The 15658-nt window shown below is 34.4% G+C and carries 11 protein-coding genes and 2 pseudogenes; 1 reads left to right on the plus strand and 12 read right to left on the minus strand.

Annotated features, from left to right (window positions below; translation table 11 throughout):
* Positions 1 to 377: 377 nt before the first annotated feature.
* From ACU68W_RS02000 to ACU68W_RS02055, 12 genes and pseudogenes are all read right to left on the minus strand, one after another.
* Positions 378 to 857, minus strand: a complete 480-nt coding sequence (locus ACU68W_RS02000) for a Csac_0668 family 2Fe-2S cluster-binding (seleno)protein (protein ID WP_000700631.1) — start codon at positions 855 to 857, stop codon at positions 378 to 380.
* 397 nt (positions 858 to 1254) lie between these two features.
* Positions 1255 to 2204 (minus strand): annotated as a pseudogene (locus ACU68W_RS02005) (IS3 family transposase); the annotation flags it as partial.
* Between the two features lie 357 nt (positions 2205 to 2561).
* On the minus strand, positions 2562 to 4052 hold the full coding sequence (gene rlmD, locus ACU68W_RS02010) for a 23S rRNA (uracil(1939)-C(5))-methyltransferase RlmD (RefSeq protein WP_446756014.1): 1491 nt from the start codon (positions 4050 to 4052) through the stop codon (positions 2562 to 2564).
* Between the two features lie 92 nt (positions 4053 to 4144).
* On the minus strand, positions 4145 to 5941 hold the full coding sequence (locus ACU68W_RS02015) for an ABC transporter ATP-binding protein (protein ID WP_446756015.1): 1797 nt from the start codon (positions 5939 to 5941) through the stop codon (positions 4145 to 4147).
* A pseudogene (locus ACU68W_RS02020) lies at positions 5934 to 7694 on the minus strand (ABC transporter ATP-binding protein). The gene ACU68W_RS02015 and the pseudogene ACU68W_RS02020 overlap by 8 nt, the downstream one beginning before the upstream one ends.
* A complete protein-coding gene (locus ACU68W_RS02025; protein ID WP_446756016.1) occupies positions 7669 to 8145 on the minus strand; it encodes a MarR family winged helix-turn-helix transcriptional regulator in 477 nt (158 codons plus the stop codon). Before ACU68W_RS02025 ends, ACU68W_RS02020 begins: the two are co-directional and overlap by 26 nt.
* Positions 8146 to 8302: 157 nt before the next feature.
* Positions 8303 to 9604 carry a phosphomethylpyrimidine synthase ThiC gene (thiC, locus tag ACU68W_RS02030; RefSeq protein WP_094204200.1) on the minus strand — a complete coding sequence of 434 codons (1302 nt, stop codon included), beginning with the start codon at positions 9602 to 9604 and terminating at the stop codon, positions 8303 to 8305.
* Positions 9605 to 9784: 180 nt separating this feature from the next.
* A complete protein-coding gene (locus ACU68W_RS02035) occupies positions 9785 to 10699 on the minus strand; it encodes a cyclic pyranopterin monophosphate synthase MoaC/MOSC-domain-containing protein (protein ID WP_446756017.1) in 915 nt (304 codons plus the stop codon).
* 1 nt (position 10700) lies between these two features.
* Complete coding sequence (gene moaA, locus ACU68W_RS02040; protein ID WP_316510926.1) at positions 10701 to 11648, minus strand: GTP 3',8-cyclase MoaA; 948 nt, start codon at positions 11646 to 11648, stop codon at positions 10701 to 10703.
* An 87-nt stretch (positions 11649 to 11735) separates the two neighbouring features.
* The gene (locus ACU68W_RS02045) at positions 11736 to 12911 is read right to left on the minus strand and encodes a hypothetical protein (protein WP_446756018.1); all 1176 of its coding nucleotides are present in this window, start codon (positions 12909 to 12911) and stop codon (positions 11736 to 11738) included.
* Between the two features lie 15 nt (positions 12912 to 12926).
* Positions 12927 to 13208, minus strand: coding sequence for a hypothetical protein (locus ACU68W_RS02050; protein WP_094204204.1), 282 nt, complete (start codon positions 13206 to 13208; stop codon positions 12927 to 12929).
* A gap of 244 nt (positions 13209 to 13452) precedes the next feature.
* Entirely contained in the window at positions 13453 to 14214 is a 762-nt protein-coding gene (locus ACU68W_RS02055) for an AIM24 family protein (protein WP_316057314.1), read from the minus strand.
* Positions 14215 to 14349: 135 nt separating this feature from the next.
* Here ACU68W_RS02055 and ACU68W_RS02060 point away from each other — a divergent pair, with 135 nt between their 5' ends.
* Positions 14350 to 15612: a YkvI family membrane protein gene (locus ACU68W_RS02060; RefSeq protein ID WP_446756019.1), complete on the plus strand. Its 1263-nt coding sequence runs from the start codon at positions 14350 to 14352 to the stop codon at positions 15610 to 15612.
* Positions 15613 to 15658: the final 46 nt, after the last annotated feature.

The following is a 15658-nucleotide window of genomic DNA, read 5'->3' on the forward strand; positions in this document are numbered from 1 at the left end:
AACTGATTATATCACTTTTAATTTCTCTATTCAATAAAGTTCTGTGCTAATCTACCTCACCCTATGGATTTTTAATCCCGAAACATCAAATGTCATCTGTCAAATGCCCTATTTAAAAGGGTCAAAAAACGGTATTTTTTAGCCTGTTTTTGACCCGATTTTCGTACTCAAACCACTACATGTTGTGGTTGACTCCTATTATTCCTTGTCCAAACCACAATACGTCATCAGAATTGCTGCTTCAACGTGTGTCGAGTTGCCTTGATAGCTATCAAAACTGCATTCTCAACCCCTAAGGTTATGGGGAACATATCCACGCTCGTAGATGGAAACATATCAAAGATTGGCTCTCGTTTGTAGGAACATATCGACTGTAATTATTTCATTTTCAAGCCTTTATCGATAGCTTCCTGAATAATCTTATGACAACAAACTCCCAACGGATTGTTTTCTTTACAATTAGAATTTTTCATTGCCCCAGTGATGGCATTTACTTCTTTTACGGATTTCGCGCCATGCTTTACAACTGCTTCAATTACCTGATTTTCTGTGACTTCGCTACAATAACAAGCATACTTAGGATCTGCATCTTTCTTAAACCAGATAGGAACTCTAACTTGGTCTTTCAAGAATTTTATTTCATTATCTAAGTTATAGTAAACAACGTCGCAGTCCTCGTTCATGCAAATCTTATATTGATCTCCGTTAACAGCATTACGATAATCATCTACCACTAGATGTTCAACAGTTACTTTACTAACGGAAATCCCTTCATTATTACATACAGGACAATTGTCTTTAATTTGATCCGGCTTTTCTGTTTTGCATCCACAACAACATTCATTATTAATCTTCATATTCTTAGCCTCCATATTTTCATTATAATTTCTTTTTTAAACTAGGTAAAACCAATTTCATATACTTGTCATTTATTAATAGCGTCAAACATTTTAGCTGGTGTTAATTTACTTAGCTCCCTGTTGTCAGCCAACGCACGTGTAGCTTTTTTGTGTATAAACACATCAGCGTCATGTTACCCATTGCTCGGCATTCTTCTAATGAACCAAATACATGGAATGGCAACCCTTTTTTAGACAATTTATAACCGAACATTATCAAGCTTGAAAGTTTCTTTAGATTATAAAATATATTCTCAGACAATCAAGGGTAAAGGCTTCGCCCAAATTTCGTTGAAATTTGCCCTTGACAGTCTGTTCATATATTTTATTTAATTTATGAAACTTCCAGAGCTTTTTATTCTGCTTTTCTATATTCTACTGGTGTTTTATATCCTAAAGATCCATGAATTCTTAGGTTATTATACCAATATACGTATTCTGCTAATTTTAGATTAAGTTCTTGGAAATTAGTAAAGTTCTCCTGATATATGAATTCTGTCTTCATTACTTTATTGACTGCTTCGCTTACTGCGTTATCATATGGGCTTCCTTTTTTACTTAGCGATCTTTTTATCCCAAATACCTTTAATATTTCTTCTATTTTTATATTTTTAAATTCTCTTCCTCTGTCTGTGTGAAATATTTTTATACGATTTAGTGGCTGCCTTATTGAGTAAAATGCTTCTGCTACTAGATTTGCATCTTTGTTTTTACCTGATGAGTATCCTATTAATTCACGGCTGTTTAAGTCTATTATTAAACATATATAATTCCATGTTTTTCCTACTCTTACATATGTTAGGTCGCTTACTATTGCTTCTAAATAGTCTCTATTGTCAAATTATCTATTTAAAAGGTTAGGGATGTCTTCTTCGTTGCATTTGGATCTTATTACTTTATATTGTGCTACTGTATAGTTTGAGACTAGGCCATTTTTCTTCATTATTCGGCCTATTTTTCTTCTCGATATTTTATATCCAATTTTCCCTAGTTCTTTTTTTATTTTGCGTGTTCCATAGTTGTTTCTACTTCTTCTGAATATTTCTTTTATTTCTTCTATTAGTTTTTCATCTTCATCTAATTTCACATCTTTTTCTTTGTTCAAATGATAATAGACTAAACTTCTTGTGACCCCAAGTAGTCTACACATTGCACTAATGCTATATTTATCTCGGTTCGAGATAATGAGGTCTATTTTTTGCCTAACAGTAATGCAGCTTGCTTTAAAATATCATTCTCCATTTCAACCTGTTTCAATTTTTTACGAAGTCTGATTATCTCTTTTTGTTTCGCATCCACATTATCAAAATGGTTACTCTAAGCAGCACACCAACTATTTATTTTTTGAGTTTTAAACTTTGGTAGAAGTCTTGAACTCTTTATATTTACATAACTATTTGCCTCTATCACTATTATGACACGAAACCCTGCACAATGATCTAAAATTTTCAATTCTAACAAGTCTTTTTCAGTATTTTTAACTTCATAAAAACCTCTTTGGAAATAATGCCTAATTCTTCTTTAGTTGTTAAAATTTTTTATCTTACCATCATCGTTCCCCTGATTTTCAATTAATCTTCTTAGGTTATATAAGAAGTACATATCTTTTTAATCTTAAAGTTTTTAAGTCTTAATTTTAAAATTTTCAATCTTAGATATTATTTAAATCATTCCAAAATGCTCTAAAGCATCTTCGATTGCTTTTTCTTTTTCTTCTGGGCAATTTGGCACTCTTTGATTTTCTTTCTTACTAAAATTATAATTTTCTCTCTCTATTAGACCATGTTTCCTTTTTATTTGTGCAATATATAGGCTTGAAACTTTTAGCCCGTATTTATCTAACACATACTTTTTAATTTCTCCATAAGTTGCGTCTTTTGAAAAGTCAATTTCAGATAATTCATCTTCCCCTATTTCTATATCTAAATGATGTTCTGTATTTAGTTTGGACAACAGAGCTACCGTCTCCACATGCATTGTCTTCGCGAACATATCCACCAATTTGACATCTCTAACTCCAAATCCGTTTTCTGTTAACATCTTCAAGTCTCTGGATAGTGTTGCGGGATCGCATGAGATGTAGACTAGTTTTTTTGCGGTGGATTTTATTATTGCGTCGACGACTTTCTCATCCATTCCTTTTCGTGGTGGATCGACTAGGATTATATCAAAGTGCTCTTTTGTGAGTTTTCCTACGACGTTTTCTGATTTTTCTTCAATAAACTGAATGCTTTGAAGATTGTTTAGTTTTTTGTTTTGGTTGGCATCTTTTACTGCATCTTTTACGACTTCGACTCCGATTGTGTTGTTGCCATTTCCAATGTACATTGTTGTAGTTCCGATTCCGCAATATAGGTCCAATATTCTGTCATTTGCCTCTGCATCCATCATTTGTTTTGCTGTGTCGTAGAGCAAACTTGTGTTGTATTTGTTTACTTGGAAGAATGATTTTGGACTTATTATGAATGATAAGTCTCCGATTTTATCCACAAATTGTTTCTTCCTATAAATCAAATCAAAGTTTTTATTTTTCGCATAAATTTCTACGATGTTTTCTACAGATTTTAAATTTTCTAGCATTTCATCTGATAAATAATCCATGGAGATTTGGATTTCGTCGTTGTAATTGGATCTGATTTTGATTTCCGACACGCCATTCAAATCCTGATTTTCCAGCCAATTTATCATTTCATTTATTGCTTTGGACGCTATTTTACAAGTGGATATTTGTGTTAAGTTGTGTGTTTTTCTGTTGTAATATCCAAGTTTTCCATTTTCCACTTTCAAATCGACTTTATTTCTGTAATAATATTCAGCGTTTGTGAGTATGTCAACATCTTTGATATCTAGCTTTGCGATTCGTTGCAATTTATTGAGTACGGAATTTTTTTTGATTTCCAATTCTTTTTCGTATGTAATGTCTTGCATGCTGCATCCGTCACATTCGTAGTAATGTGGGCAAAGCGGTTCTTGTTTATGAGGTGATTGTTGTATTGTTTTTGTTTTTGTTGCAAATATCAAATTCTTTTTTTCTTTTATTTTCTTTGCTTCGATTATTTCTCCAACACTTCCTCCATCTACGAACACTGTTTTTCCTTCGTGTTTTGCGACACATCTTCCGTCATCTATCATGTCTATTATTTCTAGTTTCATTTAATCACCTCTTTATCTTTTTATTATATCAAATTTAGAAATAAAAAAAGATTGGGACAACTTAATCCCAATCTCAATTTACAATATTTTCGCTATTTTCTTTCAAATTGCGCGTTGTATAATTGTGCGTAGAATCCGTCTCGTGCCAATAATTCGTCGTGTTTTCCTTTTTCTACGATGTCTCCGTCTTTCATTACAAGTATCAAATCTGCGTTTTTGATTGTGGATAATCTGTGCGCGATTACAAATGATGTTCTTCTTTTTGCAAGTTCGTCCATTGCATCTTGAACGATTATTTCAGTTCTCGTATCCACGGAGCTTGTGGCTTCATCTAGTATCAACATTGGCGCGTGACTTACCATTGCACGTGCGATTGTGAGTAGTTGAAGTTGTCCTTGAGATAATGATTGTTTATCGTTTAAAATAGTGTCATATCCATTTGGAAGTGTTCTGATAAAGTGATCCAAGTTTACGCGTTTGCACACATCTATCAATTCTTCGTCAGTTATATCTTCTAATCCGAATGTTATGTTTTCTCTGACACTTGCTTCGAATACCCACGAATCTTGAAGTACCATACAGAATTGGTCTCTCAGATTCTCTCTGGATAAGTTTTTCGTATCAATTCCATCTACCAATATTTGTCCGTCGTTTATTTCGTAAAATCTCATTAATAGATTTACAATCGTAGTCTTTCCAGCTCCAGTTGGTCCAACGATGGCGATTTTTTCTCCTGGATTTACTTTTACGCTGAAATCTTTGATGATGATTTTTTCAGGATCATATCCAAATCTAACGTCTTTGAATTCGACTTCGCCTTTTGCTCTGTCGAGTTTTTCAGTTACGTTTTCTTCTTCTAATTCTTTTTCGTTCAAAAATTCGAACACTCTCTCCCCTGCCGCTGCAGCTCTTTGCAATGTGTTGAAGCTTTGTGCGATATCTGATAATGGATTGGTGAACAATCTCACATAAATCATAAACGCTACTATTACACCGAATGATATCTTGCCATTTATTGCCAATGCGCCACCGACTATGCAGACCATAACGTACGAAAAGTTTCCTGCAAATTGCATAATAGGCATCATTAGTCCTGACAAGAATTGCGATTTCCATGCGCTTGTGTAAAGTTGTGTATTCATTTGTTCAAATTCATCTATCACACGTTCACCAGCGTTGTATGCTTTGATTACGTTGTGACCAGTGTACACTTCTTCGATTTGTCCGTTGATATCACCTAAGTTTTGTTGCTGTGCTTTGAAATATTTTTGTGATTTTTTCATTATTATTGTAATGAACACAAATCCCACAAGCGATGACAAAATCGTCGTTATCGTCAAAATCCCCGAATTATAAATCATCATCACTACAGTTCCTAAAAGCATTACAATACTTGTCAACAACGTTCCTATTGATTGGTTCAAGCTTTGACTGATTGTGTCGACATCATTTGTAACCCTACTTAGAATGTCTCCGTAAGTTGTGTTGTCAAAATAGCTAAATGGTAATTTGTTGATTTTAACAGCAATTTTCTCTCTAAATGATTTGGAGATTTTTTGTGTAACATCTGCCATGATAAATCTTTGTAACAAATTCAACAACAAAGACGATCCGTAAAATATCACAAGCATCATCGTGATTGATTTTACTTGGTCCATATCAATCGAAGCCATCACAGGTTTTCCTTTTATCATTTTAGGAAGACCTTTTGTGATTTCGTCTGTAATGAGTTTTAGCTTATCTGGTCCAATTATTTGCAATATCGTTGCAATTACACTTGCTACAACCGCTATTAATATCAATGGGAAATAAGGTTTCAAATACCCTCCCATTTCTTTTAATGTTTTCTTGAATTTTTTTGGTTTTTCATTTACAACTTGTCTAGGCATTTAATTCCTCCTCTGTTAATTGCGAGTAGGCTATTTCTTTGTAAACTTCACAGTTTTGTAATAAATCTTTGTGTTGACCAATTCCAACTATTTGTCCGTTTTCAAGTACGATTATTTGATCTGAATCCATTATCGAACCAACCCTTTGTGCGACAATAATAGTTGTAGCATCGGGGCTTTTTTCTCTCAATTGATGTCTAAGTTCACTGTCTGTTTTGAAATCAAGAGCGGAAAAACTATCATCAAACAAGAATATATTTGGTTTTTTGTAGACTGCCCTTGCAATGGATAATCTTTGTTTTTGTCCACCAGAAACATTCTTGCCTAATTGCGCGATTTCGTGGTCAAATTTTTCGTCAAATTTTTCAATAAATTCCATAGATTGTGAAGTATCTGCAGCTTCTTATACTTTTTCAGTATCCACACCATCTTCTGAAAATGAAATGTTCGATTTTACATTTCCTTTGAATAAGAATGATTTTTGGAAAACGGCGCCGATTTTTTCGTACAAAAATTTAAGCTTATACTTTCTAATGTCGATTCCTTGGATTTTTACGACACCTTCTGTTGCATCATAAAATCTCAAAAGCAAATTCAAGATAGTGCTTTTACCAGAGCCTGTGGAACCTATTATAGCTACCTTTTCTCCTTTTTTCACCCTAAAGTCAATATCCTTTAAAATATATTGCTCGGAATCAGTGTATTTAAATGATACATTGTCAAACTCAATTTCATATTCGTAATCTTCATTTGATGTATCAATATCTCCATCTTTAATTGAAAGCTCTGTATCCAACACTTCGTTGATACGATTTGCAGAGATTTGCGCTCTTGGAATCATGATGAAAATCATGCTCATCATCATAAATGACATGATAACTTGCATTGCATAAGAACTGAACACAACCATGTCTGAGAACAAAACGTATTTGTCCATCATCCCTGCGGCGTTGATAAGTCCTGCTCCGATAAAATAAATTACCAACGTCAAAATCGACATGCTGAAGTTAATCATTGGAAAAAGAGTTGACATCGCACGACTTGTGAATAATTGTGTGCTAGTTAACTCTTCATTCGCTTCGTCAAATTTATTTTCCCTGTATTCTTCAGAATTATATGCTCTGATTACAGCAAGTCCTGTCAAGTTTTCACGCAAAATCCTGTTGATATTGTCGGTCAAAGTTTGCATCATTCTGAACTTCGGCATAACCAAAACCATTAGAATTGCAACGAAAATGATTAAAATCAACACAGTGACAGCAGTCGCTATTGTCCATTCAAATCCCTTGTTGTAGATTTTCGTGATAGCCCACACAGCCATTATTGGAGCTTTAATCAAAATTTGTAATCCTATCACTATTACCATTTGAATTTGAGTAATATCATTTGTAGATCTAGTTATCAAACTAGCAGTGGAAAATTCATTGATTTCTTTCATGGAAAAACTTTCCACCTTGGAAAATATTCTGGACCTCAAATCTTTGGAAAATGACGCCGATACCTTCGAAGCCAAATATCCTACGATAATTGCTGAAATCAAAGATCCGAATGCACACAAAAGCATCCATTTTCCTTCACCGATAATATCACTTACAGTATGACCCGGACTTTCCACATACATCGTAATTTTCGACATATAATCCGGAATTTTCAAATCCAAATACACTTGAGTAACGATAAAAACAAAACTCAAAAGTATCTGAATCCATTGTTTTTTATTCAAATATCTAATTATTCTTATCAAAACTATCATCCATTTCTTTAAATTTTTCTTCACAAGCCTTGGTAATCTTTGGCAAATTTTTAATAAGTTTGTCGATTATTCTGACGAAATTTTCAGAATCTTCTTCTCCCAAAGCATCAAACATTTGACCCAAAGCATACATTATCTTGTCCTCAGTTTCTTGGGCGACTTTTTCTCCTTTTTCAGTTAAACTTACCAAAGTTTTTCTTCTGTCAATTTTATCTCCAGTTCTAGTTACCAGTTCACGCTTTTCAAGCTTTTTAATAATAGCTGCAACTCTCGCGCTGGAAATTCCCATAGCAAGTTCGATTTCTTTCGGATAAGTTGATCCACCTTCCGATTTGATAAATCCCAAAGCCATGTTTTCTCCTCTGACAGAATCGTTGATTTGTTTATGAGGATGGTATTTTCCAATGCTGTGCACGCATCTTATAACTTCTTTTGCTAATTTTTCATTCATAATATCACCTTTTTACCTAATACTATTAGAATTATACGCTTAACAATAACCATTGTCAATGATTTTCTCGAATATTTTTCGATTTCGTTCAAATAAAAACAACCACCAAGATATTCTTGATGGTTGAATTCATAAAATTCTTCTAAATCAAATTTTTCTAAATTAAATTGACATCTTCCCCGTTCAATACTTTTTTCACTGTTCTCATTGAACACATTTTACCGCACATTGTACATGAATCTTCTTCGATTGGTTGAGATTCTTTTCTGTATTTTTTTGGTTTCTCGCTGTCAATTGCAAGTTCGAACATTTTTTCCCAATCCAAGTTGAATCGGGCTCTGCTCATTTCGTCGTCTCTTTCTTTTGCTCCAGGGATTTTCTTTGCGATATCTCCAGCATGGGCTGCGATTTTAGTAGCGATGATTCCTTCTTTCATATCTTCCAAGTTAGGAAGTCTCAAATGTTCTGCAGGAGTTACATAGCACAAGAAATCTGCTCCAGTACTTGCTGCGATTGCACCACCAATTGCTGATGTGATGTGGTCGTATCCCGGTGCAATGTCTGTTACCAAAGGTCCCAACACGTAGAATGGCGCGTTGTTGCAGATTGTTTTTTCGATTTTCATATTTGCTTCGATTTGGTCGATTGGAACGTGACCTGGTCCTTCAATCATTACTTGGACATTTTTTTCGTAGGCTCTTTTTGCCATTCTGGATAAATTGATTAGCTCTTGAATTTGTAAATCATCTGTCGCATCGTTAATGCAACCCGGTCTTAAAGCATCTCCCAAGCTTAGTGTGACGTCGTATTTTTCGCAGATTTCAAGTACATCGTCGTATCTTGTTACAAGTGGGTTTTCCTTGTTATTAGCAATCATCCACGCGAATAATAACGATCCACCACGTGATACGATTTTTGTAATTCTGTCTGTTGTTTTCAAATGTTCAGCGATATCTCTTGTAAGTCCAACGTGAATTGTGATGAAATCCACCCCGTCTTTTGCGTGTTGTTCCACAACTTGTAAGAATTCTTCTTCAGTAATATCCTTCAATTCTTTATCTAACATTCCAACGCAATCGTACATCGGAACGCTACCAATCATTGCAGGAGAATAGTCGATAAGTTCTTCTCTGAACTGTCTAGTCTTTCCGTAATTTGACAAATCCATTATCGCTTCTGCGTCCATGTCGATTGCCACTCTAACTTTTTCCATTTCCTTTTCAATGTTGTAGCAATCTTTTGAAATTCCCAAGTTCACGTTGATTTTAGTCTTCAAACCTTCACCAACACCGTGAGCATCCAATGATTTGTGGTTTTTGTTCGCAGGAATAACCACATATCCTTTTTCAACTTTTTCTCTAAGAATTTCTACGTCTATGTTTTCTTTTTCCGCTACTCTTTTCATTTCTTTTGTAATGATTTTCTTCTTCGCAGCGTCTAATTGAGTTGTATATTCCATAAATACCTCCTAAATTGATTTGGAGACTGGAAAAAAATAACGGATACATAACCCATGTATCCGCAAAAAACATTCTAAGTTCTTCCCTTCGCATGCATTATCATGAGCAGGTATAAGGGTTTCTAAAAAGATCTCAGCGTAAAGCACCCCCAGACTCCGAATATATTATAACACAAACTTTTAATTTAATTCTACAAGCTTGATTTTGTCGTTTTTCTTAATAATTCCGCCCTTTAAAACTTTGCAGAAAATTCCTTCCGTTGGCATAATACAATTGCCGACTTTTTGTTTAATCGCACAACCTTTGTGACATTCTTTTCCGATTTGAGTAACTTCTAGAACACATTCTCCAATCGTCAACACTTGACCGACAGGCAGTGTAAATAGTTCAATGTTTCTCGTTGTAATATTTTCAGCGAAATCTCCGTCTTTCAAATCAAGACCCATTTCTCGCATTTTATTGATGGATTCTTCTGCCAAAAGCGACACTTGTCTGTGCCAATTTCCAGCGTGTGCATCTCCAACCAATCCATGATCAACTTTTAGTTCTGCAAATTCAACCGGAGTTTTCACAGTGCCTTTTTTCTCGCTAATATTCACATCGATTACAACTGCCTCATCACTGTCGACACTTCTGTTGAAAACGCCGCTTTTGCCGCCTTCTTTGTGAAGTAATTCCACATTTGTAATTCGCATTGAACGGTCAATTGCCTTGCACATATCGTAAATCGTAAGAGCCGCAACGCTTGCAGCCGTCAAGCTTTCCATCTCAATTCCCGTTTTTGATTCTGTGTTTGATTGGACGAAAATATCTATAAAATCATCTGCTAATTCGAATTTAACATCAACACCTGTGATGAAAATATTGTGACACATTGGAATAATTTCCGATGTTTTCTTCGCAGCCATAATCGCAGCAGTTTGTGCGACACTCAAAACGTCGCCTTTTTTGATGGATTTTTCTGTGATTTTTTGCATAGTTTCTTTTTTCATATAAATCCTACTATGAGCCACAGCAACTCTTTTAGTAGTTTCCTTTTCAGATACATCCACCATTCTTGGCAAACCATCTTTGTTAAAATGAGTTAAATCCACATTAACCTCCTATAGTATTCATATCCCTTTTGTTGAAGTTACCTTCTTCGAGATAATGTCTTTCTGGTTTATTGTATATTTGTTGTGTAATAATTTGTCGGATATCTTCATCATTTCGAATACAATCTTTCAAATTAATCGACTTATTAGAATGCAAACACATCAGCAAATTGCCCTTGCAATCCAGCCTAACTCTGTTACATTCTGAGCAGAATTTGTGAGAAATCGGATTGATAAATCCCACAATCGCACCATTTGGATTGGTATAATATTCTGCAACCTTCGATTTTTTTGAATCGGTGTCAATTTTTTGAAGATCGCCAATTTTTTTGATAATTTCTTCGTTCGACACATAATCATCAGATTTTCCAATCGCTTCACCAATTGGCATCAGTTCGATAAATCTTACAATCACACCATTCTCTGCAAATTTCACAAAATCTTCTATCTCATCGTAGTTGAAATGTCTCATTACAACGGTGTTGATTTTAATTGGTTTCATATCCATTTGTTTTAATTTATCGATGGATTTCAGAACCTTTTTCAAATCTCCACCACGCGTTATGTCACGAAATTTATCCGCATCCAAAGTATCCAGCGAAATGTTGAATCTGTCCACGCCACTTTCCTTTAAATCGTCAGCCATGTCATACAATTTAATCGCATTGGTAGTCATGCAGATTTCTTCAATTCCCATGTCCTTGATGCCTTTTACCAAATCCAATATTCCGTTTCTAACCAAAGGTTCGCCTCCAGTTAAACGTACTTTTTTTATTCCCAAATCTTTGAAAACTTCTACGATTTTCAAAGTTTCATCTATAGTTAGAATTTCGTCGTGATTCAAATGCGTGATTCCTTCTTCTGGCATACAGTATTTGCATCTCAAATTGCACTTGTCAGTCACAGAAATTCTCAAATAATCTATCTTTCTTCCGAGAGCATCTTTCATTTTACCACCTTTATATATTATATCATATAACGCTTAGCGATAAAAAATTCCCCAACTTGATTTCTCAAATTGGGAAATTCATTCAAATTATTCTTTTAATAAAAGTTCCTTTGCTTTTTCTAGTCTTTCTTTCATAGAATTAATGTGAGATTCAGACACGTTATCTTGATTAGACAATCTTTTGATACCTTCTTGTAAAATATCAATTTCGTTGTCGTAATCCTTCATGCTTCTGTAAACACTAGCATAAGAACTGTAAAGTGCAGGAGTGCACAATCCGTTTTCACGAGCAGTGTCGTAATTTTTGATTGCAGATTGGAAGTGAGAATCCTTTCTGAATTTTTCTCCTTCGTTCCAATATCTCAAACCTTCCTTCGCACCCTTCGCTGGATCGTCCAAATTTTTGATATCAAACACAGCAACCCTATTGTTGTGTGGGTGAATTACAACTTCTTTTGTAGTCTTGATTTTGTTGAAAATCTCATCCAAGTTATCCTTGTTCTTTTCTTTTAATTTCTTCAACACATCCATCATATGATATACAGGAATTTTCTTAGAAAGTTTTTCTTGGGCTTTATCTTCGTATTCCTTAACCTTTGCAATGGAATCATCGCCAATGTAAATCCAAGCAGTTACATCATTTGCAAATTGGTCATCGACGATTTTAATGTTTTCGTGTTCCAACAAGGATTTTGTTTGGTTCAAATATTTATCCAAGTCTTCCTTGTAAATGTTCGCGATAATTTCATCGTCAACGCCCTTTTCAACTAAGTACACAGACTTCAAATTATCCAAGTCAACTTTTTCGAAATCATCATAATCCATATCCAAATAATGTTGTTCATATTCAGAAACATATAACACCGGTGCTTGTTCAAATCTATAGTTTGGTGTAGTTTCTGACTTTAACAATCCCGATTTTCTAGTAATCATATTAGGAGTCACACGATTGATAATCACATTGTCAGTTTCTTTCAACACTCTCTTCAACTCTTCTTGTTGCAAATCGCGAGCTTCATCTTCTTCCAAGTTGTCCTTTATGATTTTCGATTCCACATCCAATTTTTCCTTGATTCTTTCTCCGTGATAACTTTCAAATCCGAAAGACTTAGAATCCTCACCATAACCATAACCAACGTAGAAGATTTCTCCAGTGTCCTTTACACTCCATTCAAAAACATACCAATCATTTTTGTGAGCTTGACTGTTAGTTTCCTTTTCTTCTGAAGAAAAAACGCTTTTTAATTTATCAAATATACCCATAATATCCTCCAAATTTTAAATAATACGATACATCAAATAAAGTCCCGCTAAAATGATTAAAATGAAAAACAAAATATCGAAATCTCTGTTTTTAATCGCTGCCAACATCTCCAAAACCATCAGCATCAACACAATAGCTATAGAAGCGTAGATGAAAATGCTTGATAACGGTGATATCAAAACGCTTACAAGTTTCGGATAACTCATTCTAAGTTTCAATTCCATAATAAATAGAATTACACCCACAATAATCGTCCTAAATTCGTATTTGTATAATTTGTTTCTCAATTTATTCATAGTAGTGCCTCCCAAGATGTTCTTTACATTACTTTGAATATACTTTTCTTTATTATACCATATTCGTTTTGTCCGAATAAAAAAACGCGAAAATTTTTGCAAACTTTCACGATTAAAATTTATTACGACAAATTAAAAATAACAAACCTTAATGCCAAGAATATCTAGACTACACAAATTGATTTTTATGATAATCGAGCATTTAGGTTTGTTATCCAGTGTTTCAATATTTAATTTTTAAAATTTATTCCAAAACTGGTGCCATTAGAACTTTTCCAGTTCCTCTGTACACATTCACAAGTCCTTCACCGCTTGTCGCAGAACCTATCAATGATTTACCAGCTCTTTCAACTGTAAAACTCAACGATCCACTCCAAGCAATTGCCATGTTTCCATCTATCTTCAACACATCATTGTCAAGCGTTATTTCAATCAATTCTTCTCTTGGTACATAAGATTCCAACGCGACAATTCCCGTTCCGTGAAGTCCTAAGTTGAACAACCCTTCGCCACCTGCAACAGCAGATGAAATATTGGATTGCATAATAGCTTTGTGTTCCAATTCAGAATCACAAGCCAAGAACAATCCATCTTCTATGATGATTTCATTGTCCCAATCATCTGCATCCAACAATAAAATGTGCTTGTATGTCGGTTCCAAAACCAAAAGCCCGTCGCCTGTGTATTCTGGTTTTATCGCACCTTCGCCAGTTACAGAACCACGCAAAGCTTTTTTGAAGAAATCTCCAGCTCCTTTTATTCCAGTAGTTGAGCTGACATTTCCTAGCATCCATTGCATAGCACCTGCTTGCACAGTTATATTTGATTTGGAAACATCGCACAATAATTGTCTTCTTCTCACATTCATTTCTGAAGCGAAGTAAGAACTTTGTGCTTGTTCATAATCCACCGACAAATCCCTCTTGTATTCAATAACTTTAAATGCTCCATTTTGCTCTTTGATTATAACATCATCATTGTCTTCAAAATTTTTAACTTTAAACATTTAGCACCTCTTTTCATGAATATTATACCATAATGTTCAATTTTTCTGATTTGCATTTTATCAAATTTGTTATATAATTATATCTTGGCTATTTTTGAATTTTATTATATAATTTTACAAAAGAAGGAGAGAACTATGAAAAAGAAAATATTAAGCACATCTCTTGCATACGTCGCAGTGCTAACTGGTGCTGGCCTTGCAAGTGGACAAGAAATCTTGCAATATTTCACAGCTTATGGCAAATCTGGTTTGTGGACTGCGCTATTTGTTTTGTTGTTGCATACATTTATTGGAGCGATTATTTTAGAGTTGGGTTCGTATTATTTTGCAGATGAACACAGCGATGTTTTGGACGAGATAGCATCCAAAAAATTCACTAGAATTTTCGACATTTTACTTATTTTGACAGGATTTATAATCGGATTCGTAATGCTATCAGGTGCAGGATCCAACCTCAACCAACAATTTGGACTAGCTCCATGGATAGGGTCTTTGATTTGCGCACTACTTGTAATTTTCGTAGGAATGATGGATTTTGAAAAAGTTACAAGAATTATCGGATCATTCACGCCAATTATTGTTGCGTTAATTTTAATCGCATCGGTCTATACAATAGCAAAATTTGACGGAAGTTTTGACCAATTAGATCCAATTGCAAGAACTATTCCGAAAAATTTCGGCAATCCTTGGCTTTCTGTAGTGAACTATTTTTCATTGTGTATGATGGTTGGTTTAAGTACGGCGTTTGCAATCGGTGGCAATCACGTTTTATCAGAAGAGGCCAAAGTAAGTGGATTGTTGGGAGGATTTATCACAGGAACAGTAACAGCTCTTTTGGCAGTTGTACTATTCATGAGAGTCGATATATTAAAAGATGCAGATCTTCCAACACAAACTCTAATCGAAGAAATCAATCCAGTTTTAGGTTTGATAATGAGTTTTGTAATATTCGGAATGATTTTCAACACAGCTATTGGCTTGTATTATTCGTTAGCTAAAAGAGCTTCCAAGGACAATCCTACAAAATACAAAATGTATTTGATTGGATTTGTAACGATAGGATTTTTCCTAAGCTTTTTAGGTTTCAGAAAACTTATCAGCATCACATACCCTATAATTGGTTACGCCGGAATAATTTTGATAATATTTTTGATTTACGCATACATCAGAGACTTCCAAAAAATCAAAAAAGAATCCAAAAGAAGATTCAAAATCTTGGATTTGTTGGAAAAGAAATACGACGACGATCAAGATTACACTAAAAAAGACGAACGAAAAGTAAAATCTATGATTAATCAGTCAAACTTAGACAACGACGTATTGGAAGAAGAAATGGAAACTATAGCTGAAGAAAATCAAGAAGACGACGATGTTACTGAAGAAAACACAGAAAAATAATATGTGGGCTGCTTTTGTAAGCAGCCTTTTTTAGTGGAAATTTTTG

Source organism: Finegoldia sp. P2-F-LR, assembly GCF_052932265.1.

Bases quoted from the DNA above. Each gene is read 5' to 3' on its own strand.
- moaA (WP_316510926.1), bottom strand. From the start codon at position 11,648: ATGAAAGATGCTCTCGGAAGAAAGATAGATTATTTGAGAATTTCTGTG.
- ACU68W_RS02025 (WP_446756016.1), bottom strand. From the start codon at position 8,145: ATGAATGAAAAATTAGCAAAAGAAGTTATAAGATGCGTGCACAGCATT.
- ACU68W_RS02015 (WP_446756015.1), bottom strand. From the start codon at position 5,941: ATGCCTAGACAAGTTGTAAATGAAAAACCAAAAAAATTCAAGAAAACA.
- ACU68W_RS02045 (WP_446756018.1), bottom strand. From the start codon at position 12,911: ATGGGTATATTTGATAAATTAAAAAGCGTTTTTTCTTCAGAAGAAAAG.
- ACU68W_RS02055 (WP_316057314.1), bottom strand. From the start codon at position 14,214: ATGTTTAAAGTTAAAAATTTTGAAGACAATGATGATGTTATAATCAAA.
- ACU68W_RS02050 (WP_094204204.1), bottom strand. From the start codon at position 13,208: ATGAATAAATTGAGAAACAAATTATACAAATACGAATTTAGGACGATT.
- ACU68W_RS02060 (WP_446756019.1), top strand. From the start codon at position 14,350: ATGAAAAAGAAAATATTAAGCACATCTCTTGCATACGTCGCAGTGCTA.
- thiC (WP_094204200.1), bottom strand. From the start codon at position 9,604: ATGGAATATACAACTCAATTAGACGCTGCGAAGAAGAAAATCATTACA.
- ACU68W_RS02000 (WP_000700631.1), bottom strand. From the start codon at position 857: ATGAAGATTAATAATGAATGTTGTTGTGGATGCAAAACAGAAAAGCCG.
- rlmD (WP_446756014.1), bottom strand. From the start codon at position 4,052: ATGAAACTAGAAATAATAGACATGATAGATGACGGAAGATGTGTCGCA.